The following is a 25,371-nucleotide window of genomic DNA, read 5'->3' as shown; positions in this document are numbered from 1 at the left end:
TATTTTTTCAATATGACAAGAGATCGGTTGAAACCCACGCTACATCAAGGTTTCAGTGATTGTACCCATGTAGGGCGGCTCAAAAATCGCGGAAAGCCGCACAGTGAGGCAGTTTTGATTTTTTTGCTGGGGGAACTTCAGCTTAAAAGTCCTTTTGCTAGGGCGATTGAAATCGCAGCTACACAAACAAAGTCCGCCTACGCGGACTGCAAAGGACAAAGGACAAAGGACAAATGAGCCCCTACATCATATTCAGCGGATCAACATCAATCGTCAAACTCACATCTGGCGGACAAATCCCCTGCAACGCCGCCACATCCGGTAATCCTACCGCCACCCCTGGGGGAAACTTGAGTAAAATCTGCCACCGATAACGACGGGCGATTCGCATAATCCCCGCAGGCGCCGGTCCTAATATCTCATACCCGGAACTCGCCTGACTCAACCAATCCGCTAACGCCTCCGCCGCCTTCTCAACCACCATCTCCTCTAACCCACTCAACCGCAACAAAATCAAATGCCCATAGGGAGGATAATTCAACGATTTCCGTTGTACTAATTCCGCCTCGGTAAACACCTCATACCCATGAGTTTGCACCGCCTGAATCACCGGATGCTGAGGCGAATAAGTCTGGACAATCACCTGACCTGGTTCATCCCCCCGCCCCGCCCGCCCGGCGACTTGGGTTAAGGTTTGAAATGCTCGTTCTGCTGCCCGATAATCGGATAAGTGTAATAATCCATCAGCAGCAACGACTCCGACTAAAGTTACTCCCGCTAAATCTAACCCCTTGGTCAACATTTGCGTCCCGACTAATAAGTCCGCTTCCCCATTAACAAAACGAGTTAACAAGGTTCGATGCGCCCCCTTGGTGCGGGTGGTATCACTATCAAAGCGAATCACCCGTAAATCGGGAAACGCCTTCGCCAACTCCTGTTCCACCCGTTGAGTACCACTACCAAAAAACTTGAGGTACGGTGAACCACATTCAGGACAATTACTAGGATGGGCGGTTGTATAGTTGCAATAGTGACACCGCAAGAGTTGATTCGCCCCTTCATAAGCATAATGATAGGACAGGGAAACGTCACAGTCTGGGCATTCCATCACATAGCCGCAACTACGACAGGAGACAAAGGTACTATGTCCGCGACGGGGAATAAATAAAATCCCTTGTCGCTGCTTTTGTTTCAACTGCTGTAACCCGTCTTGGAGAGAACGGCTAAAAATTGAACGATTCCCCTGCTTTAACTCCTGTCTCATATCCACAATTTCCACAGGGGGTAAGGGGCGAGATTGGATGCGTTCGGGTAAGGAAAGATAATAGGTTTTATGGTCGAGATTGGTGGGTTGACCCTTGACAGACACCCAGGTTTCTAATGAAGGAGTCGCTGAACCCAAAACTAGAGGACAATTTTCCAATTCCGCCCGCCACTGGGCGACGGTACGGGCATGATAGGTAGGAGAAAGACTGTCTTGCTTGAAACTGGAGTCGTGTTCTTCATCTAATATAATTAGACCCAATTTGGGTAAGGGGACAAAAACTGCCGATCGCGTACCGATAACGACCTGGGGTTCTCCACTTAAGACTTGTCGCCAGGTATCATAACGTTCCCCATCAGATAACCCACTGTGATACACATTCACTTTTTTGCCAAAGCGGGCGCGAAATCGGTCGGTGAGTTGAGGCGTTAGACCGATCTCTGGAACTAACACCAGGGCAGATTTTCCCGCCCTTAACAACGGCGCGATCGCTTGCAGATAAACTTCGGTTTTCCCAGAACCCGTTACCCCATGCAATAGCACTTGGTTATACTCATCCAAACTTTGAATCGTTTTTAATGCATGAGTTTGTGCCTCTGTCAATACTTTAGGGCGATCATCTGCCACATTTGGCTGATCCAGTGTCCGGAGAATTTCCCGCAACTCAACCACCACATACCCTTTTTCTGCCAGCTTGTTGACAATAGAATACGTAGCATGACAGATTTGCAACAACTCCTTGAGCCACATATCCCCACCCCGACGCCGCAGTACATCTAGCACTTCCCGTTGGCGTTCGGTTAAATCAGCGTCAAAGCGATCTGCGACTAGGGTGACGGCTTTCTTTAGCTTGGGGCGTGAAGGTTGAGGCGGTTTCAAATAACTTTCCACCCAGCCGCGTTTGAGTAACTCCTTCACCCCGCGCCGCGCCCCTTTTACCTGGCGTTGTAGATACGCGACACTGTAATCCCCTTCCGGTTGGGCGTCTAGGAGTGCTAAAATCTGACGCGCTGTTCGACCGACAAACGTATCTGCACCATCGGGAACCGCCTCTCGATGCAAACGAACTCGCCGTTGCGATCGCATCAACAATCCCGGCGGTAACGCCCCCCGAACCACAGATATCAGAGGTGTGCAATAATACTGCGCCACTCGTTCCAATACTCGCCAATAGGAGTTCTCAAAAAACCCCGTACCGATCACATCCTCCACCTCCCGGATTTTCGCCAATGGCACATCAGCAGGGGGAGAAGCCAGTAAGCGAATCGCTATTGCACCCACCTGTTGGCTATTCAATGGAACTGTCAGAATATCCCCCGGTTTAACGGACACCTCAGCTGGGATGCGGTACGTCAACAGTCCCTCGAGTCCCGGACAATCCACCAGCGTCTCCACCCAGCGATTCTGATCATCACCGGATTGATAGGTTGCTTTCGGTTCTGCCACAATTAAACTTGTCGGGGAATTAGACATGGCGAATAACCTCTCAATTCTGTTCACGGCGACTGGGGGAATATCGATGATGGTAGCGGGTGACTTCTTTGCGATCGCGACTCCAAAACCACGGTATTTAATCGGTTTGACTCTGACTCATTAACTTCAAAGATAAATGCTAACATCAGTTATTGGGAAAACTTATCTCTTGATCGGGACTCCTGTCCTCCTGTGAATGGGGTCAATCCAGAAATCCTCCCTAAGCACGACACCATTAGAACTTGGTGGTTTCATCGATAATCACCTAGCCAAATTTTAGAGAACGTACATTGTATAGCAAAAGGCACAAAGCAGGGGCACGGCAATGCCGTACCCCTACAATAGGTTGCTTGCGCCTGATTTAACCGTCAAATCCATGCCACTATTTTAGCTGTGCCACGCCAGATTAGAAGTTTTTCGCTGTGTGGGTAATCGGATCGAACTCAAATCGCTGCTGATAATCTGTTTCTCCATAAAGATTAAAGGTAATTGTTGGTTCCTCTCCCATCGCTTCTACATGGTGAATCGCATCCGGCATAAAGCTGATAATATCGCCAGGAACTAGAACCTGTTCACCTCTGTTTTCGATGCGATCGCGACCTTCTGAATCCCTAGTCCGTCGCCAAAATGTATTTTTTTCTTCACCACTGATCAATGCTACAACTCCCCAAGCAGCATGATTATGAATCGGAGAGACTCGTCCAGGTAACCAAACTACAGTCTGTACGGTTAAGGGAAATTTTGGCTCATCATAAAGCATCAGGACAGACCACCCTGTATCGGGATTGGGCTCGCGATATTCACCTTGTAGCCAATAGGAACTTGTCAGTAAACGGCGGACTAACGGGCGAATTTTTTCTAGGCGTTGGCGATCATCCTTGATAGTTTCCAGAACATCTTCTACATCGGTTAGAAAGCGATAAAGTCTATAGTACCCTGTAGATGTTTCACTCTCCTGAACCTTACAGCCTAGACAATCTCCATTATCTGTTACCAACCAATCGCTACTTTCCATCATTTATTTTACAACTAGAGTATAATCAGCGGCAATTATTTTTTGTTCAGGTTTCACCATACTGTCAATTTTGACAAATTAATTCAGACAAAACCTGAGTTTTTCCTGAGAAAATCTAAGTTTGTCCTAAACCCCCCCTAATCTGACAAGCCATCTTTGACTACAGTCTCAGCAAATCCCAAGCTGTTTCTAAGGGTAACTTAAGCTTCTTAGGATTAAGTATTACCTAAGCCTCGGCAAACTTCCGGGCGATGACGTAGCCATCCTTGTATCACAGAAGCCAGAAGAGAATGAAAATTAACTACATTGCCACACTCACCATTGCCTCTATTCTAAGTCTGGGGTTAGCAACGGGCTGTGGGAACCCCTGTGCCGCCAAACCCAAGCCTGAAGGTGCGACTGAAACTCAAGCGAATCCTTGTGCAGGTAAAGAAAATCCTTGTGCGAGTAAGACGAATTAATCAGCCTGTAGATTGACAACTTCTATTACAAAGGCGCGAAGAAAACCTTGCCTTACCATTAAATCACCATCTGTAGGAGCAATTCATGAATTGCCCCTATTTTTTTCGCGTGACTTCTACCGATACACGTCTGTGGATGCAACACCGACTTGTGAGTGTTCATACACATGCCTTCGTTGTGTATGACTGAGTAGAGATAATTGGGATAAGAATTAAATTAAACATTGTTTTTGGTTGTTCAAGAATACAGCCTAGCCGCTGTTACTTCATTCTCATACCAGAATTGATGATCTCCCTCAAAACTCATGAAAACCCTGACAAAATGGATGGCAGTAGGAACTATCGAACTTATTTTCTGTTTTTGGCTTTTAGGTAATGCCGCCAACCTCGTTAGTTCTCCCAGTGACCAAAAAGTTTGGTTGGGCGTAAGTTATTACATCGTCGGATTACTCATTGTACCGGGAGCTTCTGTCAGTCATGTCACCGCGAGACTTCATAATGCTCAAGTCCGACACAAGCAGATAAAAGACGCTTTTCCTGATTGTGATGTTTCCTTGGTTGAACTTTTGGATGTAAACTGAAGAAAATATTAGTTTTATCTCTTCATCAGTTGCACGATATGTAGGGACACAGAAAATATTTTTTACCCAATATTTTCTGTAATCACCGGAATTTTTTGTCAAATATTAGTTACAGTTTCGATAGTTTTAGCCAGGAAGTTAAGACCATGAAAAATCTACTCCTTCGTTTCTCAAAACTTACTGGAATAACGGTTGCTTTAGCAATTATTGCATCGGGTTGTGGTGCTGTTCCTGGAACCAGCGTCAAGCGAATACCTGCTGGCTATGTCGGACTAAAAGTCGAGCTTTATGGTGAAAATCGTGGAGTACAAAATGCGACGATTAGTACAGGTAAGGTTTGGTATAATGGCTATACTGAAGAAATTGTCGTTTTTCCAGACCACGTTCAGTATTATATCTTAACGGCTTCAACGGAAGAAGGCTCTCCAGTTGATGAAAGCATCAGCTTTGGTGTTGGTGGTACAACAGTTAATGCTGATGTCTCCCTGTCGTATTTTTTCAACACCCAGAAAATTAAAGACTTTTACGGGAAGTATCTGAAAGAGCCGGAACAGTTTAAAGCCACCTTAGTTCGCAGCGAAACCCGTAATTGCTTTAACGAGTCAGCCACTGGCTTGAAACCTGAAGAAATTGTGGGAAACAAGCAGGCACAATTACTCAAAGATGTCCAAACTTGCTTAAATAATAAGTTTAGTCCGGTTGGTGTGACGTTTGATTCGATAGGTTTTGTCAGTAAGCCTCGATTTGATGAATCCATTGAAGCCCAAATAACGGCTCGTTTCCAAGCTGAACAGCAAGCCGTAGCCGCCAAAGCACAACTTGAAGTTGCCGAAGCCGAATCCAAGCGAAAAATTGCCGAAGCGAGGGGAGAAGCCGAAGCCTCTCGGATTAAAGCCTCAACGGTTTCACCTTTAACGATTCGTTTGCGGGAGTTAGAATTGCAAGAGGAAATGATTAAGAAATGGGATGGAATTTTACCCACATATTTAGGTGGAACTGCACCATTTCCTTCCTTTGATCCGAATGCGGGTCATTCGCTACCGTCGGCTAGTACAGCGAATAAGTGATTCGTCATTTGTCCTGTGAATGAAGTACAGTCTATCTAAGCAAGATCCCCGACTTCTTAAAGAAGTCGGGGATCTGTGTACCTCGCTTACTACCAAAAGCGCTGTAATCAAAAGAGACACCCCAACTCTGGCGCGATCGCAAGCCTTACTACCCTTCGTCCAATCCCCTTGTAAGTGAATCGGTATTCTAGGACACTTGACTAACTTGCATAAGTAGGGAAGCCGTGAGAGATAAATAGGATATGCTACATAATTAAGAGCTGTAATCCTTCTAGCAAGCCAAACTGACGCAACGATCCTATTGATATTAGAACGAGATAGGCTTCGCTTCTAATTCAATACTACCGTTACAGTTTTGGCAACCATGGGTTGTATCACAAACACTGATAGTAAAACTAGGGAGTTACAGAAACTAATAGTTAGCAATTAAGTTTTTTATCCAACCGACTAAATATCAGTTGTAAGGGGAAATCATGAAAACTATACATAGAGCGATCGCAACTTTAGGACTAGCGGCTATATTGGGAGCGCTTACTGTTGCTTGCGAAGGGGAGGATGGAGGCTATTCTACATCTGAATCTCTTAGCAATAAGGCTCAAATTCAAGTCTCGCCAGAGGTAGCTCCTCCCCCAGAAACTAAATTAGCACCGCAAGCCGATACCCTTAATCCTCAAGTTCCCGAAGAATCTAACCGAGAAACCTATAGTACCATCCCGGAAAATCCCTTTTTAAACGCTAGCAGTAATCCTCTCTCTACCTTCTCCATTGATGTCGATGCCGCCTCTTATAGTAACATGCGGCGCTTTATCAATGAGGGTCAGCTTCCACCACCCGATGCGGTGCGGCTTGAAGAATTAATTAACTATTTTACTTACGATTATCCGCAACCGGAAGCCGATAAACCCTTTTCTATCACTACAGAAGTTGCCGAAGCACCTTGGAATCCGAAACACAAATTAGTTCACATTGGCTTGCAAGGGAAAAGCATTTCCACTGAAAATTTACCTACCAGTAATCTGGTCTTTTTGTTAGATGTTTCCGGTTCCATGTCGGACGCCAATAAACTCCCCTTACTTAAAGAATCATTACGGTTACTCGTTGACCAATTGCGAGACGAAGATCAGGTTAGTATCGTTGTCTATGCGGGGGCGGCAGGAACTGTGCTACCGCCAACACCTGGAAACCAAAAAGACACCATACTAGCAGCGATTAATAAACTCGAAGCCGGGGGTTCAACGGCTGGAGGTGAGGGAATCAAGCTAGCGTATAAACTGGCTCAAGAGAATTTTATCGAATCTGGTAATAACCGTGTCATTCTCGCCACAGATGGGGATTTTAATGTCGGTATTTCTAGCGATGAACAATTAGTCAGCCTGATTGAAGAGAAACGAGAACAAGGTGTTTTCCTTACCGTGCTGGGATTTGGCACAGGCAATCTCCAAGATGCCAAGATGGAAAAAATTGCCAATAAAGGCAATGGCAATTATGCTTACATCGACAATATCCTGGAAGCGAATAAAGTCCTGGTTAATGAAGTCGGCGGAACTTTACTTACCATTGCCAAGGATGTGAAAATTCAGGTGGGATTTAACCCGGAAAAAGTCCAAGGGTATCGGCTGATTGGTTATGAAAATCGGCGGCTGCAAAATGAAGCGTTTCAGGATGATAAAAAAGACGCGGGTGAATTAGGCGCTGGTCATTCCGTTACCGCCCTCTATGAAATTATTCCCCTGGGAGTGAAAAGTGATGTGCCGTTATCGGATGTTGATCTCGTCACCTCTCAACAGAAAACCGATGAATCCATGTCGTTTTCGGCGAATGACTTAATGCAGGTGAAGTTACGGTATAAGCAGCCGGGTCAGGATACATCTCAACTGATTATATCACCCGTGTTGGATCAGGAATTAACCTTAGCACAAGCTTCGGATAACTTTAAATTCTCGGCATCTGTTGCTGAATTTGGTATGGTATTGAGAAAGTCTCAGTACAAAGGCGATGGAAATTTTGATCACGTTTTACAGCTTGCTAGTCAATCTCAGGGAGCAGATTTAGATGGATACCGAGCCGAGTTTATTCGGTTAGTGAAGCAGGCAAAATCGCTGTAGAGACAATCGGCTGAATGGGTGGGGTGTAGGAAACAAGTAAATGAGCCGCTAGCCTAAACCAAAAATTGGAATCCTCCTCGGGGCGATCCGCTGCACAAACTAACAATTGAAATCTACTCAATAATATCGGGTCGCCCTCGACTCAAACGGACTGATTTTGCTAATAATTTAGCTCTAAGTACATTGTAAGGGCGCAAGGATGGTGCCCCTACAAGAGAATTAAAGGTGATATACTTCCCTTCAAAGTTCAATCTGATCCAACTTTTATCAAAACCTAAGAAATAAATTGATTATTGCCATGAATTCTATTATTCAAAACTCAAGTAACAATTTTCCCGAATTTTCCCAGCAAGGCTATCAGATTCAGCGAGAGTTGGGACACAACCGTAGTAGTGGACGAGTAACGTATTTAGCCACTCATCACTCCACAGAACAACCTGTGGTGATTAAACAATTTCAATTTGCCAAAACGGGTGCGAATTGGTCAGATTTTGAGGCACATGAACGGGAAATTACCCTGCTGCAACAATTGGATTGTCCCAGTATCCCTCAGTACATGGATGCGTTTGAAACTCCTGATGGTTTTTGCTTAATTCAGGAATACAAGCAAGCCCCCTCTTTAGCCGTTCCCCAATCCTTTACCCCAGAGGAAGTTAAACAAATTGCGATCGCACTCTTGGAGGTGTTGGTTTACCTACAACAGCAAGTTCCGCCGATTATCCATCGAGATATTAAGCCGGAAAATATTTTAGTCGAGCGTTCCCCCCAGATTAGGGTTTATTTAGTCGATTTTGGTTTAGCGCGTGCTTTTGGGGATGATTTGGCGGCGAGTAGTGTGGTGAAGGGGACGTTAGGATTTATGCCACCGGAACAGATGTTTAATCGGCAACTCACGGAAGCGTCTGATTTATATGGTTTAGGGGTAACATTGATTTGTTTACTAACTCAGACGAAATCCGCTGATATTGGCAATTTAATGGATGAGGACTGTCGAATTAACTATAAATCTCTGGTATCGGGTTTGAATCCTCAGTTTATCACTTGGCTGGATAAAATGGTCGCCCCTAAATTGAGCGATCGCTTCCCTAATGCGGCGACGGCGCTGGCGGAATTGTTACCGATTGATGTGGTGGGGAATTCGCCAACTTCGGATCAGTTTCAGTTACTCCAGTCTGGCATTACGCCAATGTTGGTATTGAAACTGGGGGTATTGGCGGTAATCGGTACAGGTTTCGCGATCGCGTCTCGGATTACCAATCCTGTGCAGTTAGTAGAGACGCGCCATGGCGCGTCTCTACCTGAAATACAGCAATTGCAGCAAACGGGTGCATGTGCTGGATGTAATTTGAGTGGCGCTGATTTGAGGGAAATGGATCTGAGAACAGTTGATTTGAGAGAGGCTAATCTGAGTGAAGCTAACCTCCAAGGCGCGAATTTGCAAAGTGCTAATTTAGAGAATGCAAATTTGACAGAGGCAAATTTGATTGATGCAGATCTTAGGGGCGCTTACTTAAGAGACGCTGATTTAACGGCGGCAAACCTGACAGATACTCAGCTTGAGAGCACGGATCTCACAGGTGCGATTATACCTGATGATTTTACGCGATAGAATCAACATAACCTCACCCAACCAGTTTTCCGGGCGCAGGTTGGTAAAGGGCGCACGTTACAACAGCCAAAAGTGTCAGTAACATGGAGAAAACTTACCCATGACAATAACAGTAGAAGAAAGATTATATGAACCGTTGCTCTTTCCAGGGTTGACCTGGGAGCAGTTTAAAACTTTAGAGCCAATGCTTGATGTTCCAGGTGTTCGGCTATCATTTTTGGATGGGGTGCTAGAGATTCAGAAAATGCCTGGAAGAAAACATGAAACGACAAAAGGACGTATCGGTGCTTTGGTAGAAGCGTATATGATGGCGGTGGGAATTGATTTTACGCCCACAGAATCTTTAACTTTAGAAAGTGAAATTGGTAAAGTGAGACGGGAAGCAGATAAGTCTTACGAATTAGGGACTAACCGAAACCAGCCAGACTTAGTGATTGAAATTGTTATTACCAGTGGTGGTATTGACAAACTTAAAGCCTACAAACGTTTAAGAATTTCTGAAGTCTGGTTCTGGGAAAAGGATAAACTGTCTTTATATGCGCTACGAGAGCAAGAATATGAACAGATTTCGCGTTCTGAACTCCTTTCTGGACTTGATATTGCGTTATTGACTCGGTGCATTATGATTCCCAACCATGTTCAGGCAATCAGGGAGTTTATGAGTGCGCTCGCTTCGGTCTAGTAACTAGATTTAGCGATCGCAATAGGTAGAGACATACCATGGCATGTCAGTTGTAGGGGCGGGTTTAGCCGTTTAATTGTGGTATCTAAGGATAACTTCAAAGGCAAAACCCGCCCTTCGTCCAAACTGACTCAAACATAATGGCATTCACCCATCTATCCGGCACAATGAAAGCTAGAATCGCATTCAACAGCTAACTCGTCATGCAAATTACCCAATGTCTTCATACAGCCATTCTCGTCTCTAACCTGGAGGACGCCGAAAACTTTTATGGCAACATCTTAGGGTTATCGAAAGTCGAGCGATCGCTAAAATATGTAGGTGTCTGGTATCAGATTGGCGATGTTCAACTCCACCTCATCGTTGACACTACGCTTTCAACTCACCGGCAAAACCCCGAAAAATGGGGACGCAATCCTCACGTCGCCTTCTCGATTGCTAACTTAGATGACGCTAAAACCAAGCTATTGGAACATAACTGCCCGATCCAAATGAGTGCATCGGGTCGTGCGGCTTTGTTCACCCAAGATCCCGATGGTAACATTATTGAACTCAGTCAAGTTTAGCCATTTATCCTTTGTCATTCGTCATCATTAAACTCTTGCCCTCAGTCAGGGCGGGTTTAGTTACATCTGGGCTAGATCAGAAACGAGAGTCGTGAAACCCGCCCCTACAAACCATGTCCGAAAAGCGTTGCGAAGGGTCAAAAATGCGAATCGTCGCCTACCTCTACAGCGATCCCCTCTTAGAATCTCCTCCTGATCCAGTGATCTGGGGTTGGGAGGTGGATTACGTCTATCAAGACTTGGGTGGGCGTCAACAGTGGCGACAACTCATCGCTGATTGTCAAACTGAATCGGCTGATTATTTGCTGATCCGCCGTTTAGAGGAACTGGGCGATTCTATTACACAAGTGAGCGATCGCCTCACTCAAATCCAAGCCCTAGGTGTCATTGTCATAGCGACTGAACAATCCTACTCCTCCCATGACACCAACTCCCAAACCAACTTACTCAAACTTCTCAGTGAAGTCCAGCAAGAAGCCAGTTCTCGCCGCCTGCGTCAAGGACATGCCCGTAATCGTCTCAACGCCTTACCTCCACCGGGAAAAGCCCCCTACGGCTATCGACGGGGCAAAGACCGCTATATTTTGGATCGCAGTACCGCCCCTTTAGTCAAAGATTTTTTTGACCAATTTCTGCTGTACGGCTCATTACGCGGTGCGGTGCGGTATCTGGAAAAAAAGTATAGTAAAAAAGTCTCAGTGGCAACAGGTAAACGTTGGCTAACCAGCCCCGTCTATCGGGGTGATCTCGCCTATCGCAACGGAGAAGTTCTCTGTGACACCCATAGCCCGATTCTCAACCGCGAAGAAGCCGCCCAAATTGACCGTCTGCTGCGTCGCAACCGTCGTCTCCCCTCTCGAACAGCCAGCGCCCCCCGTTCCTTAGCCGGTTTAGTCGTCTGTGGTGAGTGTCAATCTCAGATGAGTGTCACCAACGTCACTCGCCCCCGCCAGAACTGGGAATATGTTTACCTGCGTCCGGTTAACTGTCCCAAGCGCCCTAAATGTCGTGGTATTCCCTATCAACAGGTTTTAGAAACCACAATTCAATCCATTTGTCAAGAATTGCCCCGTGCCGTAGCTGGGATGAACCTGCCCAACTTGGATGATGTCAAAAAATCTCTAATCAGCCAGATTACTGAGAAAAAAGCGGTATTAGACCAGCTTAACCACTTAACCGCAACCGGTGTCCTGGATACCGAAACCGCCCAGCTACGCGCCTATAAACTCCGCACCGAACAGTCTCAACTCCTTTCCCAGCTTGCCTCCCTGCCCCCTGTGAATTTAGGCGCGATCGCACAAACCGTATCCATTCCCCAATTCTGGTCAGATTTATCGGAATCTGAGCGCCGATTTTATTTTCGAGAATTTATTCGGCAAGTCGAACTCATTCGTCAGGGTAAACAGTGGCGGCTTCAACTTATTTTTATCTTCTAGTTGACAAAGATTAAATTATATGAGGATTGCTTGACAACCAATTTCCCAACGATACGTCACCAGATGTTCCGGAGGAGTGTCAAAAATACGATATAGTATCTAACTTGGGTGCGTATCATTACTAAGGTGAGTTATCCTGATTACTCTATTCATAGGGGGTAAATCAAGGATAATCCCATCCCGACCAGGTGCAACTGCCTCAAATCACTGATGAATTAGGACGTTAGCGAGAGGCTAAGACCTGGGAATTTTTATGGATGCTGCTGAATTGCTAAAGGGTTATGCTGCCGGAGAGCGAGATTTTGAGGGAGTTGAACTCCGGGGAGCCTATCTGACTGAAGCAATTCTCAATGGAGCGAATCTGAGACACAGCGACTTGAGCGGTGCTAATCTCAGTGGCGCTAGTTTGAAAGGAGCGAACCTGAGCGAAGCCAATCTGAGTCAAGCCAACTTAAGCGTCGCTAATTTAAGCAAAGCTGAACTGAACGATGCCAATTTAACGGCGGCTGAGTTAGTCAGAGCCACGTTGATTGAATGCAACTTAAAACGGGCTAATTTGACGGGAGCGCACCTGCGGGAAGCAAGTTTGATGTTTGCCAATCTTGCCCAAGCCTGTCTTTATCAAGCTGATTTACACGGCGCAATGCTGCACCAAGCTATTTTACATTGGGCAAGCTTAAAGAATGCAGATTTAATTGGGGCAATCTTGCAAGGGGCGGATATGAGGGGCGCTGATCTCAGTCAAGCCTGTTTGATTCGTGCTGATGTATCCAAGGCAATTTTGATGGTTGCTGATCTGCGAGGGGCAATTGTCATGGGGGCTAACTTTAAAGCCGCCATACTCACAGGCGCTGTTTTGCCAGATGGCAAAATGCATCAGTAGAGGCAAGGCATCCCTAGTCTGGGATCTGTAGGGTGGGCATCGCCCACCAGCCTTTAGACTAATTGGCAAAACGACTATGCTCGAAAACTTGAAGACTATGCAAAGAGTATACCAGAAAAAAGGCGCGATCGCATATCCTGTAGGATCATGTCAGTTCTGCACAAAATTCTTGTAGGTTGGGTAGAGCGTAAGCGTTACCCAACAGCCTAACGATGGCGACAAAGATGACATGCTCTCATGCCCACCCGACGATTCTATTCCACTTTGTTTGATTAGGCGACTGCCTCGTATGACTGGGATTGAGCCTCAACTTGTCGGAGAATCTCCATGGCTTCTGGTAGAGTCTCACAAGTATAATTCGCTTTAAACTGAAAGGGTCGAACCCGAGAGTCACTCAGCACAGCCGGTTCCCAGATACACAGTTTGATCGGCTTGTTGGGATTGTTCGTGGCACTAATGGAGTATTGAACCATGGCAGTGCTTTGTTCTACAAAAGGTCGATGATATCGCAGTACAGATTAAGGAGATATTTTTCTCTCCATACTAAAATTATGAGCTAAAACGAGACTTGAATGTTCCCTCTGGCTGAGGATTTGCCAGGAAAAACAGCAAGGATGAAGGCAAACCTGGATTTTATCATCCTTCTCTAATTTAGCCACAACCACTATTGTCTGGCTTGAGCGCAGGGGACTTACACTCTCACAGTAAGGGACGGCTGAATAAGTGCAAGCGGTGGGTGCTTGTCGCAGGTAGGGAACTCCAATTAGTCTAGGTGGCAATGATGTGCAAGTCAACATCCTTGAGATATCGCAGCAACTGCTTCACAGGAGAACCTCGTAACGCTAACTGCCATCGGGATTTATGAGTTTGTCCCACCACAACTTGAGTAATGTGGTAGTTATGTGCTACTTTCGCGATCGCCTTGGGAATATTGGTGCTGGTGACGTGTAAAAATTCACCCCCAAATTCCTGACAAAAATGCTCACACATTTCTATATAGAGGCTTTCATCTTTGGTGAGAAACTGTTCAGGGTGAGCCACAAACAATCCATATAAACGCGCTCGCATGATAGTCGCTAACCGTGCCCCCCGTCGCAGCAGTTGAGCTGAATTAGGATAGGTTGATACAGAAACTAACACCCGTTCGTGAACGCTGTAAAACTTGCCTGTTAAGGTAGACTTTTCAGCGGTGGCTTCTAGGTTGTCAGCCACTTCCCGCAGTGCCAATTCTCGCAAGGCGAGTAAGTTTCGGCGTTGGAAGAAATTCTGTAGAGATTGTTCTATTTTTTCAGGGGCGTAAATTTTCCCTTCGATTAATCGTTCTTCTAAGGTTTCTGGCGTGACATCAACGATAACCACTTCGTCAGCTTCATCCAAGAGGCGATCGGGTATCCGTTCTCGCACGACAACCCCGGTAATTTTGGCAACTAAATCATTGAGACTTTCTAAATGTTGGATATTAACGGTAGAAAAAACATCAATCCCGGCATCTAAAATAACTTCAACATCTTGATAACGTTTTTCCCTAGGCAAACCCTTTATATTCGTATGGGCGAGTTCATCAACTAACACCAGTTGCGGTTGACGCGCCAGAATCGCATTGGTGTCCATTTCTGTGAGCGTTGTGTTTCCTCGACATATAGATAAACGGGGAACCATTTCTAGTCCCTCAGCGGCTTCTGCTGTCTCTTGGCGTCCGTGAGTTTCTAATAACCCAATAACAACATCAATTCCTTCTTCTCTAAGTTGATGTGCTTCTTGTAACATTCGATAGGTTTTACCCACGCCCGGTGCCATACCGACATACAAACGGTGTTTTCCGCGACGGCGTGTAGGGGGTTCGGAAGATTCAGGGGAAGCGGATAAATGGGTGAGTTCGTCTTTACTAATCATCGCGGATCAAAAAGTAGAAATTAACTTATAAAATAGTCTTCGGGAAGTGAACCACAATCATCGAGGTATCGGGATGAGTTCGTGCGATCGCCTCGGGTTCCATTAGTTGCCCTGGCAAACTTAATAAACGAGTAGAATCCGTGTGTGCCATTAAAATTAGCAAATCATCCCTTTGCAGCAGGCGCGAAACTTTTTTGACAAAATTTCCCCGCACTTGCATTAGTGGAGTATCGATACTTAACCCAACTGATTCTGGCTGTAGGTTGAACGGTTTCGAGTGAGTCGCAACTACCACAAGTTGGAGCGTTGCTTTGAGTTCTTTGGCTAAATTATCAGCGACTTCTACGGTTTGTTTAAATGTAGCCGATGACGTAGTTTGAGCGTCTGCGGCTAAAAGAACTCGTCGGGTATTTTCAATCGGTTGGGAAAACCGACTAATTAATACGGGGACAGGGGAGCGCTGGATTACATTATCGATAACACTGCCAAAAAAATTCTCGCGCGTGGTTGAGTATCCTTTCCACCCACAAATAATCAGACTGGCATCACGTTCTGATGCTGTGCGGGTAATTCCTCTGTCAATTGCATCATCCACTCGACCAATTGACTCCACCTGAGTTACGGCGGCATGAGCGATGGCTTCTGCTGTGGCTAAGAGCTGGGTTTGTAGCATCTTCGCTTGGGGAGTTACAGGTTTATATTTATCGGAAATAACATGAAGTGGCAGTAATGTTCCTTGAGCAGTTTTTGCTAAAATTAATGCCAATTGCAGCAGGTTATCTTCAGTGTTGGGATTCGCTACGGGTACCAGAACGCGCTTGCCCAATCGCTGAGGACTTTCGGTTTCAACTGAGACAGTTTGGACAGTTTCGACTTTCTTACCCCAGCGCTCAGTGATCCAGGGCGAAGCAATACAAGTAACTAGGATCATGGCAATAATGCCATTAACGGTTAACTCATCAACCAGTTCGACATCATAGGCAACTGTAATCGCGGCTAGGGTGGAAGCGGCTTGAGCCATGGACAAACCAAACATGACCATGATGCTGGGAAATCGAAAGCCAAACCACTTCCCTGTTCCCCAAGCCGCCAGAAATTTACTGATGACTTCAACGACAACAATGACAGCAGCAATTAAAATAGATTTTGGTTGCTGGATTAACACCATGGGGTTAATCAGCATTCCTACAGAAATCAGAAAAAATGGCACAAATAAGGTGTTGCCAATAAACTGAATCCGATTCATCAAAGGACTCAGTTGGGGAATTAGTGGAGTTAGGGCAATTCCCGCTAAAAATGCACCAATAATGGGTTCAATTTCAATCAAGCCTGCCAGATAAGAAATGACAAATAACGTCGCCAGAACAAAGATAAATTCTGCACCTTCGTCATGTCCAAACCGTCGGAAAAACCAGCGACCGATTTTAGGAACGCCCCAGAGGGTGGCAAATGTATAAATACAAAGCGCTGGAATCAGAAATAACCAAAAACTGAGGGTGAGTGTTCCGTCATAGGCTTTGAGGACAACGGCTAATACTAATAATGCCAATACATTCGTGATTAAAGTGGCTCCCAGAGTCGCGGTTACAGCCTGAGTTCGCATAATTCCCAGCTTGTTCAACAGGGGTAATGCTAGGAGGGTATGAGACGCGAAGCAGGAGGCTACCAGTATTCCGGCTAAGACGCCATATCCCAACACCAACATGGCAAATGTCCCCAGCACCATCGGCACAGTAAAGGTAGTTAACCCGAAAATAACGGCTTTACTAGCATTGTCTTTAAGGTCATTTAGGCTGGTTTCCAACCCCGCCATGAACATCAAAAATAGCAACCCGACGGTTCCTAATAGAACAATTGTACTGTCGCGTTCCAGCAGACCCAGAACATGGGGTCCAACCACCACACCAGCCAGGATTAACCCGACAATACCAGGGAGTTGCAGTCGCTCAAATAGCAGGGGAGCGACTAACATAATCGCCAAAATGGTGAGAAAAACGGCTACGGGGTCAGTAATCGGTCCGGGTAAGACTTGAGCTAGATAAGTTAGTAGGTGCATTCTACTTAGGGATGTCTATTTTACAAGTAACCAACAATTTAGTTTTGGACGGGTTTTTTTGTACGTTTAACCTGTGGAGAATAGCCGTGTTTATAAATAAACCATTGTTTTCGCACAGGTCGAGTGATTTGCCAAAACATCTTAGCAACAGGTTCTTCTATCCATTCCGGGATAAACACACCAATTATACCTCGCCCATCATCTTCTTGGAAAAGGACAAAAAGCCGCTCTAAAAAATAGAGAAATAGAAGACCTCCAAAAAAGTTAAACAGATAACTCCCGACGTAGAATCCAAAGAGCCTGAGAAATAGAAACCGCAGCGGAATCCAAATTAGAACTCTGACAATAAACGAAGTGGTCAAAAATAAAATTAACTTCCGCATGGCTTTACCTCAACGGAAAACGCCTTTTAGGTGATTGTGTGGCTCGTGTGAGGTTCGCTTGTGCCGATTTGGAGGTGGGGTCAAGGTCTAGAGCGACTCGGTAATTTTTTAACGCTTCCAATAACTCGCCTTTAATTTCCTGTAATTCCCCCAACATATAGTAAGGGTTTGAGGGCAGTTGGCAAAACTTAATGAGTCTACCCTTTTTTGGGTTCGACTACTTACTTAGTCACAACTCATTGAGGAAGAATGTCACTGAATTAACTTAGGTTATCGTTAACCCGTTACAGCGCATCAAGTGCCAAATTCAGCCTTAAAACATTCACTCCGGGTTCACCAAAAATGCCGAGAAATCGACCGTCTGTATATTGACGAATGAGAGTCTCGACTTGATTGGTTTCTAGGGAACGTGCCTGTGAAATCCGTTCAATTTGTCTTCTGGCTGCCTCAATGCTAATATGCGGATCTAAACCCGAACCAGAGGCATAAACTAAATCAGCCGTCGGCTCAATTCCTGCTTCCTGAAGTTGATCAATGGTTTCCTGAATTCGGATGATTAATTCTGGATTACTGGGTGCTAAATTACTCGCACCAGAAACACCAGTTGGTGCCGCATCTTCTCCTTCAGAGTAGTTTACGGTGCTGGGGCGACTCCAGAAGTATTGTTCAGAGGAGAAGGATTGACCAATCAACGCTGAACCGATGACTTGTCCTTGGTTATTGGTAATCAAACTGCCATTGGCTTGATAGGGAAAAAACACCTGACCGATAAAAATCATCAAAAAGGGATAAATTAGGGCGGTCAAAATCCACAAAACTAATGTGGCACGAATTCCGGTAATGGTTTCTCGAATGACAGACATGGTTTTGAATGATGAATGGGTAGTGCAGGTAGGGTAGGTTAAGGGAGCAAGATGCTCCCCCTATTTCTGAGGCAAATTAACGGAATTGACAGAGTTCCTGCGGCTGGTTCGGTTCAGATGTCTTTGATTGTTTTTTCTGGTGTTTCTTTTGATACCGTTCTAACCATATATGCCGCCACTGGCGCTTGATGCGCCAATTGGCTATTCTAGTCCGAATTTCTTCAACAAGTTCTTTCCACATAATTAAAATCGCTCCGGTTGAAAAATAACCACAAATAAGTACACGGATAGTCCCAGAGTGACAATGCCCAAAATGCCGAGCGCATAAGCCGCTTTTCGGGTAATTTCATTCCCTGTCGTGGCATAGACTGCTGGCGCGATCGCGAGATTTAAGCACATTAGTAGAAAGAGTTGAATCGGTAAGCGATTGCCTTGCCACTGTTCCCGGACTAACTCAATCAGTTCACTCACGTCTCTGGGTACAATTTCGTTTAAATCTCTCCCTGTTTTCATCGGTTATCTCCTTTTTAAATCTTGGTTCTACGCCAATCCCACAGCCGCTATTAACCAATCAATCCCTTTAATTCCGATAAACGGTGCAACAATTCCCCCTAACCCGTAAATCAATATATTTCGTCGCAACAGTTGATTAGCACTTAAGGGTCTAAACTTCACACCTTTTAATGCCAAAGGAATTAAGGCAGGAATGATCAAGGCATTGTAAATCAGCGCCGCTAATATGGCAGATTGAGCGCTGGCTAACCCCATAATATTGAGACTGCCAATACCAACAGCCGCAAACATGGCGGGTATGATGGCAAAATATTTGGCGATATCATTTGCCAGAGAAAAGGTGGTTAACGCCCCCCGCGTAATCAGCAACTGCTTGCCAATAGTGACCAAATCAATTAACTTAGTCGGATCAGAATCTAAATCCACCATATTCGCCGCTTCCTTTGCCGCTTGTGTGCCAGAATTCATGGCTAATCCCACATTTGCCTGTGCCAATGCTGGGGCGTCATTCGTCCCATCCCCCGTCATCGCCACCAATTTGCCCGCCGCTTGTTCCCGTTGAATCACGGCGATTTTATCTTCCGGTGTCGCTTCGGCGATAAAGTCATCCACTCCGGCTTCTTGGGCAATCACCGAGGCAGTAATTCGGTTATCCCCAGTCAGCATCACACTCTTAACCCCCATGCGTCGCAACTGGTCAAAGCGATCGCGCATTCCGGGTTTAATGATATCTTTGAGGTAAATGACGCCATAAATATCCTCACCACAGGCAACCGCCAAGGGAGTACCTCCTAAGCGAGAAACCCGTTCGTAAGCTTCATCTAAGTCAGATGTCAATTGACCGCCCCGAGACCGCACAAATCCCTTAATCGCATCCACAGCGCCTTTGCGTATCTCGTCCCCATTGGGGAGATTTGTGCCACTCATACGAGTTTTCGCCGTAAACTCCACCCCCTCCGCCGCGTTGCGGTCAAATGTGACGGCTGAACCCATCTGATGTGCCAGTTTCACAATCGACTTGCCTTCCGGCGTCTGATCAAAGATACTGGCAGCTAATGCCATATCGGCAACCTCGACAGCAGAATGACCATTTACGGGAATGAACTCCTCCGCCAAACGGTTCCCCAGGGTAATCGTGCCCGTTTTATCCAGAACCAACGTATTCACATCACCACAGGCTTCCACTGCCCGTCCCGAGGTGGCTACTACGTTAAACTGGGCAACTCTATCCATCCCAGCGATACCAATCGCACTGAGTAACCCACCAATTGTTGTCGGAATTAGCGCTACCAATAGGGCAATTAAGGTAACCACTCCCACCGGTGAACCCACATAATTAGCAATTGAGGGAATCGTTACCACGACAATTAAAAACACCTGGGTAAGAACCGCCAACAACACCGTTAAAGCAATCTCATTCGGCGTCTTGCTGCGTTGTGCCCCTTCCACCAAAGCAATCATCCTATCCAAGAATCCTTGACCCGGCTCTGCCGTTACCCGGATAATCAGTTCATCAGATAGAATCCGGGTTCCCCCTGTCACAGAACTTGCCACATCTGAACCGGGTTCCTTGAGAACCGGGGCGGATTCCCCAGTAATAGCTGATTCATCAACCGAAGCCACCCCTTCAATCACTTCCCCATCGGCGGGAATGATGTCACCGGCAATCACTTTAATGGTTTCACCTTTATGCAATTCGGTGGAACTCACCTCTACCACGGTATTATCAGGTAAAAGTTTCCGGGCGATGGTATCGGATTGAGTGGAACGCAAGGAATCTGCTTGTGCCTTACCCCGCCCTTCTGCCACGGCTTCGGCAAAATTGGCAAATAGAATCGTGAGTAAGAGAATGATGGCAACCAGACTATTAAATAAGCGCTGATTGTCTCCAGGAACCGAACCAAATAAACTCGGATATAGCGCCAGCAAAATGGTGATGATTGTACCCACCCAAACCACAAACATGACTGGGTTTTTCATCATCACGCGGGGGTTCAGCTTGAGGAAGGCTTCCCGTAATGCGCGTTTGTAAAGTCCTTTTGTATTCACTCGCCCTCGTTTATTTTGCTGTCGATTCTCACGACGGCGAGGTGGTTTTTGGGGTGTTTCCAGAGGTTGTTTGGTTTTCATACCGTAACGATGGATAATGAATGGGTTTAGTCAGGGCGATGAAAGGTTGAATATTAACCGCCAGCGGCAATTTGAAAGGCTTCGGCAATCGGTCCTAGGGCAAGTACGGGGAAGAAGGTGAGGGCGCCAAGGATGAGAATCACGCCAGCCGTTACACTGGTAAATAATCCCGTATCTGTCCGCAGCGTACCTGTTGTTTCTGGTACAGGTTGTTTCCGGTACATACTGTCGGCTAACAGTAATAGGGCAATAATGGGAATGTAACGTCCTGCCAAAAGGCTAATGCTGGCTGTCAAATTCCACCACAACGTACCATCGGCTAATCCTTCAAATCCTGACCCGTTATTGGCGGCGGCAGAGGCATATTCATAAATAACTTGGGAGATGCCGTGAAAGCCGGGATTCGTAATTCCGGCTAGGGTTTCTACCTCTGGCAAACCCACCGTATCCGCGAAGGAAATACTAATCGCACCAGGAATTAAAATCATAATCGGGTGGACTAGCAAAATCACACTTGCCAGAATAATTTCCCGCTTTTCAATCTTGCGTCCAAAGAGTTCGGGGGTTCGCCCTACCATCAATCCGGTGAGAAATACCGTCAAGATTAAGAAGGTAAATAAATAGGCAGTTCCCGTTCCTTGACCCCCCCAAACAATTTGTAGGAACATATTAAATAAAGTGGTAAAACCTCCGGGTGGCATTAGTGAATCATGCATTCCATTCACTGCACCACACATCGTTCCTGTGGTAGACACTGCCCAAAGTGCGGTTAATGCCCAATCAAAGCGCACTTCTTTTCCTTCTAAGTTTGTTGCCAGTTCGCCTAAAGGATTGTTGACTAAGGGATTGCCTTGATACTCACCTATGGCAGCAACTACAATCAGGACGGCATAGATCAAAAAGACCATGCCAAAGAGTAACCAGCCTTGCTTTTTGTTATTAGCAAAGATGCCGTAGGTGTAAATTAGTGCGGCGGGAATAACCAACATGGTAATCGTTTCAATTAGGTTAGAGGCACCGTTGGGATTTTCAAAGGGATGGGCTGAGTTGATGCCAAAAAATCCTCCCCCGTTTTCGCCCAGTTCTTTAATAATTTCAAAGTGAGCAACTGGACCTCTGGCAATGTATTGTGTGGCACCTTCTAAGGTGGTGGCAACCGCAGATCCAGCCAAGGTTTCTGGGACACCGAGGATGAGTAAGACTAATCCCCCAACTAGAGAAATCGGCAGTAAAATTCGGGTGATTGATCGGGTTAAATCGACATAGAAGTTCCCTAATGATCTACCTGTTAACCCTCGGATAAATGCGATTCCTACTGCCAAACCCGTCGCGGCTGAGGTAAACATTAAATACCCCAGCGCTAACATTTGAGAGGCATAACTGAATGTGGTTTCGCCAGAGTAATGCTGTTGGTTTGTGTTGGTGACAAAGGAAATCGCCGTGTGTAGGGCTAAATCCCAACTCGGTGGATCTAATTCTGTGGGATTTAGAGGTAGAATTCCCTGAAGCATGAAGATTAAATACACCAGGACAAACATGGTGAGGTTGCTGTACAGCACGCCTTTGGCATACTGCCAACCAGTCATATCCCGTTGCGGGCGGATTCCAATTAGCTTATAAATGACTCGTTCAATCGGTGTCAGAATTGGGTCGAGGATGGTTCTCTCACTCAAGAACACCCTCGCCATATAGGTGCCAAAAAAGGGAACAATTGCCACTAATATTGCTAAGATTATGGCAATTTGGAAAAAGCCTTGTAACATAAGTTAAGCTAAGTGGGGATAAGAAAGTTTAACGGCAGTGATTGTCATTGGTCATTGGTCATTGGTCATTGGTCATTTGTCCTTTGTAAGGGACGAATTCCGTCCGACGGGAATAGGGCATCACTGTTGTCATTTAGGACTTAGTAAATAGACGCGATCGCGTCGGAAAAAGCGACCAAGAGAAAGTCCTGTCCGTAATTCATTGCTGCTTCAATTGTGGCGGCAATTCCATGGGTAAGTCTCACCGTATTCATGAGTAGGCATTCTTTGGGTATCGGCATAACCGAAAAATTCATACCGAATTGGCGGCTATACCATTGAACTTGATAGTGAATCAGGTTGATTGACAATGTAAACATGGTTTTGCATTGATAGCTGTTCTGGGAATGGTGATCTGGTTTTCAATAATTTAATTATTAACGCTGAGGAAAAAATGCACATCAGCCATCGAATATAAATTTATTTATTTTTAAAAAAACGGCTTAAATTTATCGGATTATATGCGGATTTATATTTGATGAATATCTGGGTTTATTTAAAGATATATACTTGGAGATATAGTTGGTATCTGAACGCTAAGTTTAGGCTAGATTAGGAGTAATCTATAGGCTTGGATAAAATAAACAAAGCGAATTATAATGTTGCGCCGATTACTGGCTCTAAAACCTAATTTTTTCCCTGAAAACCAGTACCACAAAACCTGTTGGCTGATAGCTGGGACGTTTGCTGTGGTGATTGCCCTGGAGTATGCCACACCCTCAGACTACGTGTTTGGCTACCTGTACACCGGACCAATTTTGCTGGCGAACCCCCGCTTAAATCGTTCAGCAACCCTGCAAGTCACGCTGATAGCCTCTGTGCTAACGCTTTTAAATTTGGTGGTTCCCACTGTAGAATTAACCAATCCAGCAACAGTCGCCAATCGATTCATTGCGGTGATGGCATTAGTCGCGACAGGTTGGTTAAGCGATCGCAACCGCCGCTATGAAGAAGCGATCGCGCGACACAAAGCCCAGTTGCAAGCCCAAACCCAACTCGCCAGTATTCGCGAAGATTTTGTGTCTACCCTCACCCATGACCTGAAAACCCCCCTCTTGGGAGCAATTGAAACGATAAAATTGTTTCAGGGTGGTCAATTTGGCACGATAACGCCACCTCAAGAAAAAGTGCTGAGGATGATGGATCGCTCTCATCATGCCTCATTACAACTCATCCAGACGCTGCTGGATGTTTATCGTAATGATGCCGAGGGGCTAAAACTCCAACGCCAACCTGTAAATTTAGTCGCGTTAGCAGAGGAAGTGATTGCCACCTTCACCGATTTAGCCGCCAGCCGTCGGGTACATATCCTCTTGAATCATAGTGAATCGGACTTTCGCCGTTCTTTATGGGTGAATGGGGATGCTTTACAATTGCAGCGAGTGTTTGCCAATTTACTCGTTAATGCCATCAACCATTCCCCCCGTGGCGGCAAAGTCGAAGTGAGACTAGCATCCTCTGGAGAGTATCAAGTTGTCAGGATGCTTGACAGTGGACAAGGCATTACAGAGGAAGAATTACCTCACCTATTCGAGCGATTTTATCAAGGACACACCAATCGCCAAGCCACAGGTTCGGGACTAGGACTATACTTGACGAGGCAGATTATTGAAGCCCATGGCGGTACAATTTGGGCAGAGAACCGAAAACCAAAAGGGGCGCTGTTTGGGTTTAAACTGCCTGCTTATTTTAATGACAAATGACAAATGATACCAAATCCGGGTTAGCTACCCCCGTTATAACCCAGTCCGCGCAGGCGGACTTTGTTTGTATAGCAGCGATTTCAATCGCCTCTTACAGGGAGTAATAAAGGCGGATTTTGTATGACATAAACAAATGACATAAACGAATGCGGATTCTACTCGTAGAAGATGATGAACTGTTCCGCTTAGGACTATCGACGCGATTGCAGCAAGAACCCGGATTAGAAATTGTGGCAGAGGCGGTAGATGGCGAGACGGCGGTGGAATTAACCAATCAGTATCTACCCGATGTTGTACTGTTGGATGTGGGACTACCAGGAATTGGTGGTGTGGAAGCGTGCCGTCAAATTAAGCAGCAACATCCAGAATTACCGATTTTAGTTTTAACCTCTCATTCCCAGAAACCTCTAATTGAGCGGCTAATTGCAGCGGGGGCTTCTGGATACTGTCTCAAAGGCATTGAAGCAGAAGTATTAATCTTAGCACTGCGTTCTGTGGCGGTGGGGGCGTCATGGTGGGACAAAACCAGTACCAATGAAATTCGCGCCGCTGTGGGAGAACAGACGCCGGAGGTTGCCCAATCGACTGATGAATCGCCCGCCAATCCTCTGACTCAGCGGGAACAGGAAATTCTGGCGCTGATTGCGGCGGGTAAGAGTAATCAAGAAATTGGGGAACTCTTACATATTGCCACAGGGACAGTCAGGGTTCATGTTCATGCCATTTTACAAAAATTAGACGTGCGCGATCGCACCCAAGCTGCCGTTCTGGCGATTCAAAAAGGATTGGTGCAAACGTAACTGTTAAGAGTAATCAACAAGTGAGGCTGATCATTCGTGACCCGTTAAAATAAAGCGATCGCTTCTCAACTAGCAGCCTTAGACAG

General features: G+C 45.8%; 24 protein-coding genes. 12 read left to right on the top strand and 12 right to left on the bottom strand.

Going from position 1 to position 25,371, the window contains the following annotated elements:
- Window positions 1–241: 241 nt before the first annotated feature.
- Window positions 242–2,737, bottom strand: a complete 2,496-nt coding sequence (gene priA, locus RLO19_RS20370; protein WP_446359255.1) for a primosomal protein N' — start codon at window positions 2,735–2,737, stop codon at window positions 242–244.
- On the opposite strand from priA, the gene RLO19_RS20365 reads away from it, so the two are divergent.
- Entirely contained in the window at window positions 2,736–2,861 is a 126-nt protein-coding gene (locus RLO19_RS20365; protein ID WP_446359254.1) for a hypothetical protein, read from the top strand. The genes priA and RLO19_RS20365 overlap by 2 nt on opposite strands.
- A 282-nt stretch (window positions 2,862–3,143) precedes the next feature.
- Here RLO19_RS20365 and RLO19_RS20360 read toward each other — a convergent pair whose 3' ends face one another.
- Complete coding sequence (locus RLO19_RS20360) at window positions 3,144–3,752, bottom strand: cupin (RefSeq protein ID WP_446359260.1); 609 nt, start codon at window positions 3,750–3,752, stop codon at window positions 3,144–3,146.
- Window positions 3,753–4,042: 290 nt separating this feature from the next.
- Here RLO19_RS20360 and RLO19_RS20355 point away from each other — a divergent pair, with 290 nt between their 5' ends.
- From RLO19_RS20355 to RLO19_RS20315, 9 genes are all read left to right on the top strand, one after another.
- Window positions 4,043–4,213, top strand: a complete 171-nt coding sequence (locus RLO19_RS20355; protein ID WP_446359253.1) for a hypothetical protein — start codon at window positions 4,043–4,045, stop codon at window positions 4,211–4,213.
- A gap of 305 nt (window positions 4,214–4,518) precedes the next feature.
- On the top strand, window positions 4,519–4,794 hold the full coding sequence (locus RLO19_RS20350; protein WP_446359252.1) for a hypothetical protein: 276 nt from the start codon (window positions 4,519–4,521) through the stop codon (window positions 4,792–4,794).
- A gap of 146 nt (window positions 4,795–4,940) precedes the next feature.
- Window positions 4,941–5,861, top strand: a complete 921-nt coding sequence (locus RLO19_RS20345; protein ID WP_446359251.1) for an SPFH domain-containing protein — start codon at window positions 4,941–4,943, stop codon at window positions 5,859–5,861.
- Between the two features lie 473 nt (window positions 5,862–6,334).
- Window positions 6,335–7,966 carry a vWA domain-containing protein gene (locus RLO19_RS20340; RefSeq protein ID WP_446359250.1) on the top strand — a complete coding sequence of 544 codons (1,632 nt, stop codon included), beginning with the start codon at window positions 6,335–6,337 and terminating at the stop codon, window positions 7,964–7,966.
- A gap of 298 nt (window positions 7,967–8,264) precedes the next feature.
- A complete protein-coding gene (locus RLO19_RS20335; RefSeq protein WP_446359249.1) occupies window positions 8,265–9,575 on the top strand; it encodes a serine/threonine protein kinase in 1,311 nt (436 codons plus the stop codon).
- Between the two features lie 100 nt (window positions 9,576–9,675).
- Window positions 9,676–10,257: a Uma2 family endonuclease gene (locus RLO19_RS20330; protein WP_446359248.1), complete on the top strand. Its 582-nt coding sequence runs from the start codon at window positions 9,676–9,678 to the stop codon at window positions 10,255–10,257.
- A 203-nt stretch (window positions 10,258–10,460) separates the two neighbouring features.
- Window positions 10,461–10,823: a VOC family protein gene (locus RLO19_RS20325; protein WP_446359247.1), complete on the top strand. Its 363-nt coding sequence runs from the start codon at window positions 10,461–10,463 to the stop codon at window positions 10,821–10,823.
- A 143-nt stretch (window positions 10,824–10,966) separates the two neighbouring features.
- Window positions 10,967–12,259, top strand: a complete 1,293-nt coding sequence (locus tag RLO19_RS20320; protein ID WP_446359259.1) for a recombinase family protein — start codon at window positions 10,967–10,969, stop codon at window positions 12,257–12,259.
- Between the two features lie 253 nt (window positions 12,260–12,512).
- Window positions 12,513–13,142: a pentapeptide repeat-containing protein gene (locus RLO19_RS20315; RefSeq protein WP_446338669.1), complete on the top strand. Its 630-nt coding sequence runs from the start codon at window positions 12,513–12,515 to the stop codon at window positions 13,140–13,142.
- A 272-nt stretch (window positions 13,143–13,414) separates the two neighbouring features.
- Here RLO19_RS20315 and RLO19_RS20310 read toward each other — a convergent pair whose 3' ends face one another.
- The 10 genes from RLO19_RS20310 to RLO19_RS20265 all read right to left on the bottom strand — a co-directional run bounded on the left by RLO19_RS20310 (window position 13,415) and on the right by RLO19_RS20265 (window position 23,102).
- The gene (locus tag RLO19_RS20310) at window positions 13,415–13,615 is read right to left on the bottom strand and encodes a hypothetical protein (RefSeq protein WP_446336071.1); all 201 of its coding nucleotides are present in this window, start codon (window positions 13,613–13,615) and stop codon (window positions 13,415–13,417) included.
- A gap of 295 nt (window positions 13,616–13,910) precedes the next feature.
- Entirely contained in the window at window positions 13,911–15,035 is a 1,125-nt protein-coding gene (locus RLO19_RS20305; protein WP_446359246.1) for a sensor histidine kinase KdpD, read from the bottom strand.
- A gap of 25 nt (window positions 15,036–15,060) precedes the next feature.
- Window positions 15,061–17,091, bottom strand: a complete 2,031-nt coding sequence (locus RLO19_RS20300) for a cation:proton antiporter domain-containing protein (protein WP_446359245.1) — start codon at window positions 17,089–17,091, stop codon at window positions 15,061–15,063.
- A gap of 38 nt (window positions 17,092–17,129) precedes the next feature.
- The gene (locus tag RLO19_RS20295) at window positions 17,130–17,474 is read right to left on the bottom strand and encodes a hypothetical protein (RefSeq protein ID WP_446359244.1); all 345 of its coding nucleotides are present in this window, start codon (window positions 17,472–17,474) and stop codon (window positions 17,130–17,132) included.
- 284 nt (window positions 17,475–17,758) lie between these two features.
- A complete protein-coding gene (gene kdpC, locus RLO19_RS20290) occupies window positions 17,759–18,337 on the bottom strand; it encodes a K(+)-transporting ATPase subunit C (protein WP_446359243.1) in 579 nt (192 codons plus the stop codon).
- A 76-nt stretch (window positions 18,338–18,413) separates the two neighbouring features.
- The gene (locus tag RLO19_RS20285; protein ID WP_446359242.1) at window positions 18,414–18,578 is read right to left on the bottom strand and encodes a hypothetical protein; all 165 of its coding nucleotides are present in this window, start codon (window positions 18,576–18,578) and stop codon (window positions 18,414–18,416) included.
- 2 nt (window positions 18,579–18,580) lie between these two features.
- Window positions 18,581–18,850 (bottom strand): K(+)-transporting ATPase subunit F, encoded by a 270-nt coding sequence (gene kdpF / locus RLO19_RS20280; RefSeq protein ID WP_446359241.1) that lies wholly within the window; start codon window positions 18,848–18,850, stop codon window positions 18,581–18,583.
- 27 nt (window positions 18,851–18,877) lie between these two features.
- The gene (gene kdpB, locus RLO19_RS20275) at window positions 18,878–20,980 is read right to left on the bottom strand and encodes a potassium-transporting ATPase subunit KdpB (protein ID WP_446359240.1); all 2,103 of its coding nucleotides are present in this window, start codon (window positions 20,978–20,980) and stop codon (window positions 18,878–18,880) included.
- Between the two features lie 53 nt (window positions 20,981–21,033).
- Window positions 21,034–22,743: a potassium-transporting ATPase subunit KdpA gene (gene kdpA, locus RLO19_RS20270; protein ID WP_446359239.1), complete on the bottom strand. Its 1,710-nt coding sequence runs from the start codon at window positions 22,741–22,743 to the stop codon at window positions 21,034–21,036.
- A 140-nt stretch (window positions 22,744–22,883) separates the two neighbouring features.
- A complete protein-coding gene (locus RLO19_RS20265; RefSeq protein WP_446359238.1) occupies window positions 22,884–23,102 on the bottom strand; it encodes a hypothetical protein in 219 nt (72 codons plus the stop codon).
- A gap of 279 nt (window positions 23,103–23,381) precedes the next feature.
- Here RLO19_RS20265 and RLO19_RS20260 point away from each other — a divergent pair, with 279 nt between their 5' ends.
- Window positions 23,382–24,485: a sensor histidine kinase gene (locus RLO19_RS20260; protein ID WP_446359237.1), complete on the top strand. Its 1,104-nt coding sequence runs from the start codon at window positions 23,382–23,384 to the stop codon at window positions 24,483–24,485.
- A 146-nt stretch (window positions 24,486–24,631) separates the two neighbouring features.
- Window positions 24,632–25,285, top strand: coding sequence for a response regulator transcription factor (locus RLO19_RS20255; RefSeq protein ID WP_446359236.1), 654 nt, complete (start codon window positions 24,632–24,634; stop codon window positions 25,283–25,285).
- The last annotated feature ends 86 nt before the right edge of the window (window positions 25,286–25,371 follow it).

The sequence above is a fragment of the Coleofasciculus sp. G2-EDA-02 genome (assembly GCF_040226375.1).
GTDB lineage: Bacteria > Cyanobacteriota > Cyanobacteriia > Cyanobacteriales > Coleofasciculaceae > Coleofasciculus.
This window is presented reverse-complemented; position numbering and strand designations above follow the sequence as displayed.

Excerpts from the sequence above, each read along its gene's own strand:
- kdpA (WP_446359239.1), bottom strand. The coding sequence starts at position 22,743 with ATGTTACAAGGCTTTTTCCAAATTGCCATAATCTTAGCAATATTAGTG.
- priA (WP_446359255.1), bottom strand. The coding sequence starts at position 2,737 with ATGTCTAATTCCCCGACAAGTTTAATTGTGGCAGAACCGAAAGCAACC.
- kdpF (WP_446359241.1), bottom strand. The coding sequence starts at position 18,850 with ATGAAAACAGGGAGAGATTTAAACGAAATTGTACCCAGAGACGTGAGT.
- RLO19_RS20355 (WP_446359253.1), top strand. The coding sequence starts at position 4,043 with ATGAAAATTAACTACATTGCCACACTCACCATTGCCTCTATTCTAAGT.
- RLO19_RS20315 (WP_446338669.1), top strand. The coding sequence starts at position 12,513 with ATGGATGCTGCTGAATTGCTAAAGGGTTATGCTGCCGGAGAGCGAGAT.
- RLO19_RS20285 (WP_446359242.1), bottom strand. The coding sequence starts at position 18,578 with ATGTGGAAAGAACTTGTTGAAGAAATTCGGACTAGAATAGCCAATTGG.
- RLO19_RS20300 (WP_446359245.1), bottom strand. The coding sequence starts at position 17,091 with ATGCACCTACTAACTTATCTAGCTCAAGTCTTACCCGGACCGATTACT.
- RLO19_RS20335 (WP_446359249.1), top strand. The coding sequence starts at position 8,265 with ATGAATTCTATTATTCAAAACTCAAGTAACAATTTTCCCGAATTTTCC.
- RLO19_RS20325 (WP_446359247.1), top strand. The coding sequence starts at position 10,461 with ATGCAAATTACCCAATGTCTTCATACAGCCATTCTCGTCTCTAACCTG.
- RLO19_RS20340 (WP_446359250.1), top strand. The coding sequence starts at position 6,335 with ATGAAAACTATACATAGAGCGATCGCAACTTTAGGACTAGCGGCTATA.
- kdpC (WP_446359243.1), bottom strand. The coding sequence starts at position 18,337 with ATGTCTGTCATTCGAGAAACCATTACCGGAATTCGTGCCACATTAGTT.
- kdpB (WP_446359240.1), bottom strand. The coding sequence starts at position 20,980 with ATGAAAACCAAACAACCTCTGGAAACACCCCAAAAACCACCTCGCCGT.
- RLO19_RS20310 (WP_446336071.1), bottom strand. The coding sequence starts at position 13,615 with ATGGTTCAATACTCCATTAGTGCCACGAACAATCCCAACAAGCCGATC.
- RLO19_RS20255 (WP_446359236.1), top strand. The coding sequence starts at position 24,632 with ATGCGGATTCTACTCGTAGAAGATGATGAACTGTTCCGCTTAGGACTA.
- RLO19_RS20360 (WP_446359260.1), bottom strand. The coding sequence starts at position 3,752 with ATGGAAAGTAGCGATTGGTTGGTAACAGATAATGGAGATTGTCTAGGC.
- RLO19_RS20330 (WP_446359248.1), top strand. The coding sequence starts at position 9,676 with ATGACAATAACAGTAGAAGAAAGATTATATGAACCGTTGCTCTTTCCA.
- RLO19_RS20265 (WP_446359238.1), bottom strand. The coding sequence starts at position 23,102 with ATGTTTACATTGTCAATCAACCTGATTCACTATCAAGTTCAATGGTAT.
- RLO19_RS20350 (WP_446359252.1), top strand. The coding sequence starts at position 4,519 with ATGAAAACCCTGACAAAATGGATGGCAGTAGGAACTATCGAACTTATT.
- RLO19_RS20365 (WP_446359254.1), top strand. The coding sequence starts at position 2,736 with ATGGCGAATAACCTCTCAATTCTGTTCACGGCGACTGGGGGAATATCG.
- RLO19_RS20305 (WP_446359246.1), bottom strand. The coding sequence starts at position 15,035 with ATGATTAGTAAAGACGAACTCACCCATTTATCCGCTTCCCCTGAATCT.
- RLO19_RS20260 (WP_446359237.1), top strand. The coding sequence starts at position 23,382 with ATGTTGCGCCGATTACTGGCTCTAAAACCTAATTTTTTCCCTGAAAAC.
- RLO19_RS20345 (WP_446359251.1), top strand. The coding sequence starts at position 4,941 with ATGAAAAATCTACTCCTTCGTTTCTCAAAACTTACTGGAATAACGGTT.
- RLO19_RS20295 (WP_446359244.1), bottom strand. The coding sequence starts at position 17,474 with ATGCGGAAGTTAATTTTATTTTTGACCACTTCGTTTATTGTCAGAGTT.
- RLO19_RS20320 (WP_446359259.1), top strand. The coding sequence starts at position 10,967 with ATGCGAATCGTCGCCTACCTCTACAGCGATCCCCTCTTAGAATCTCCT.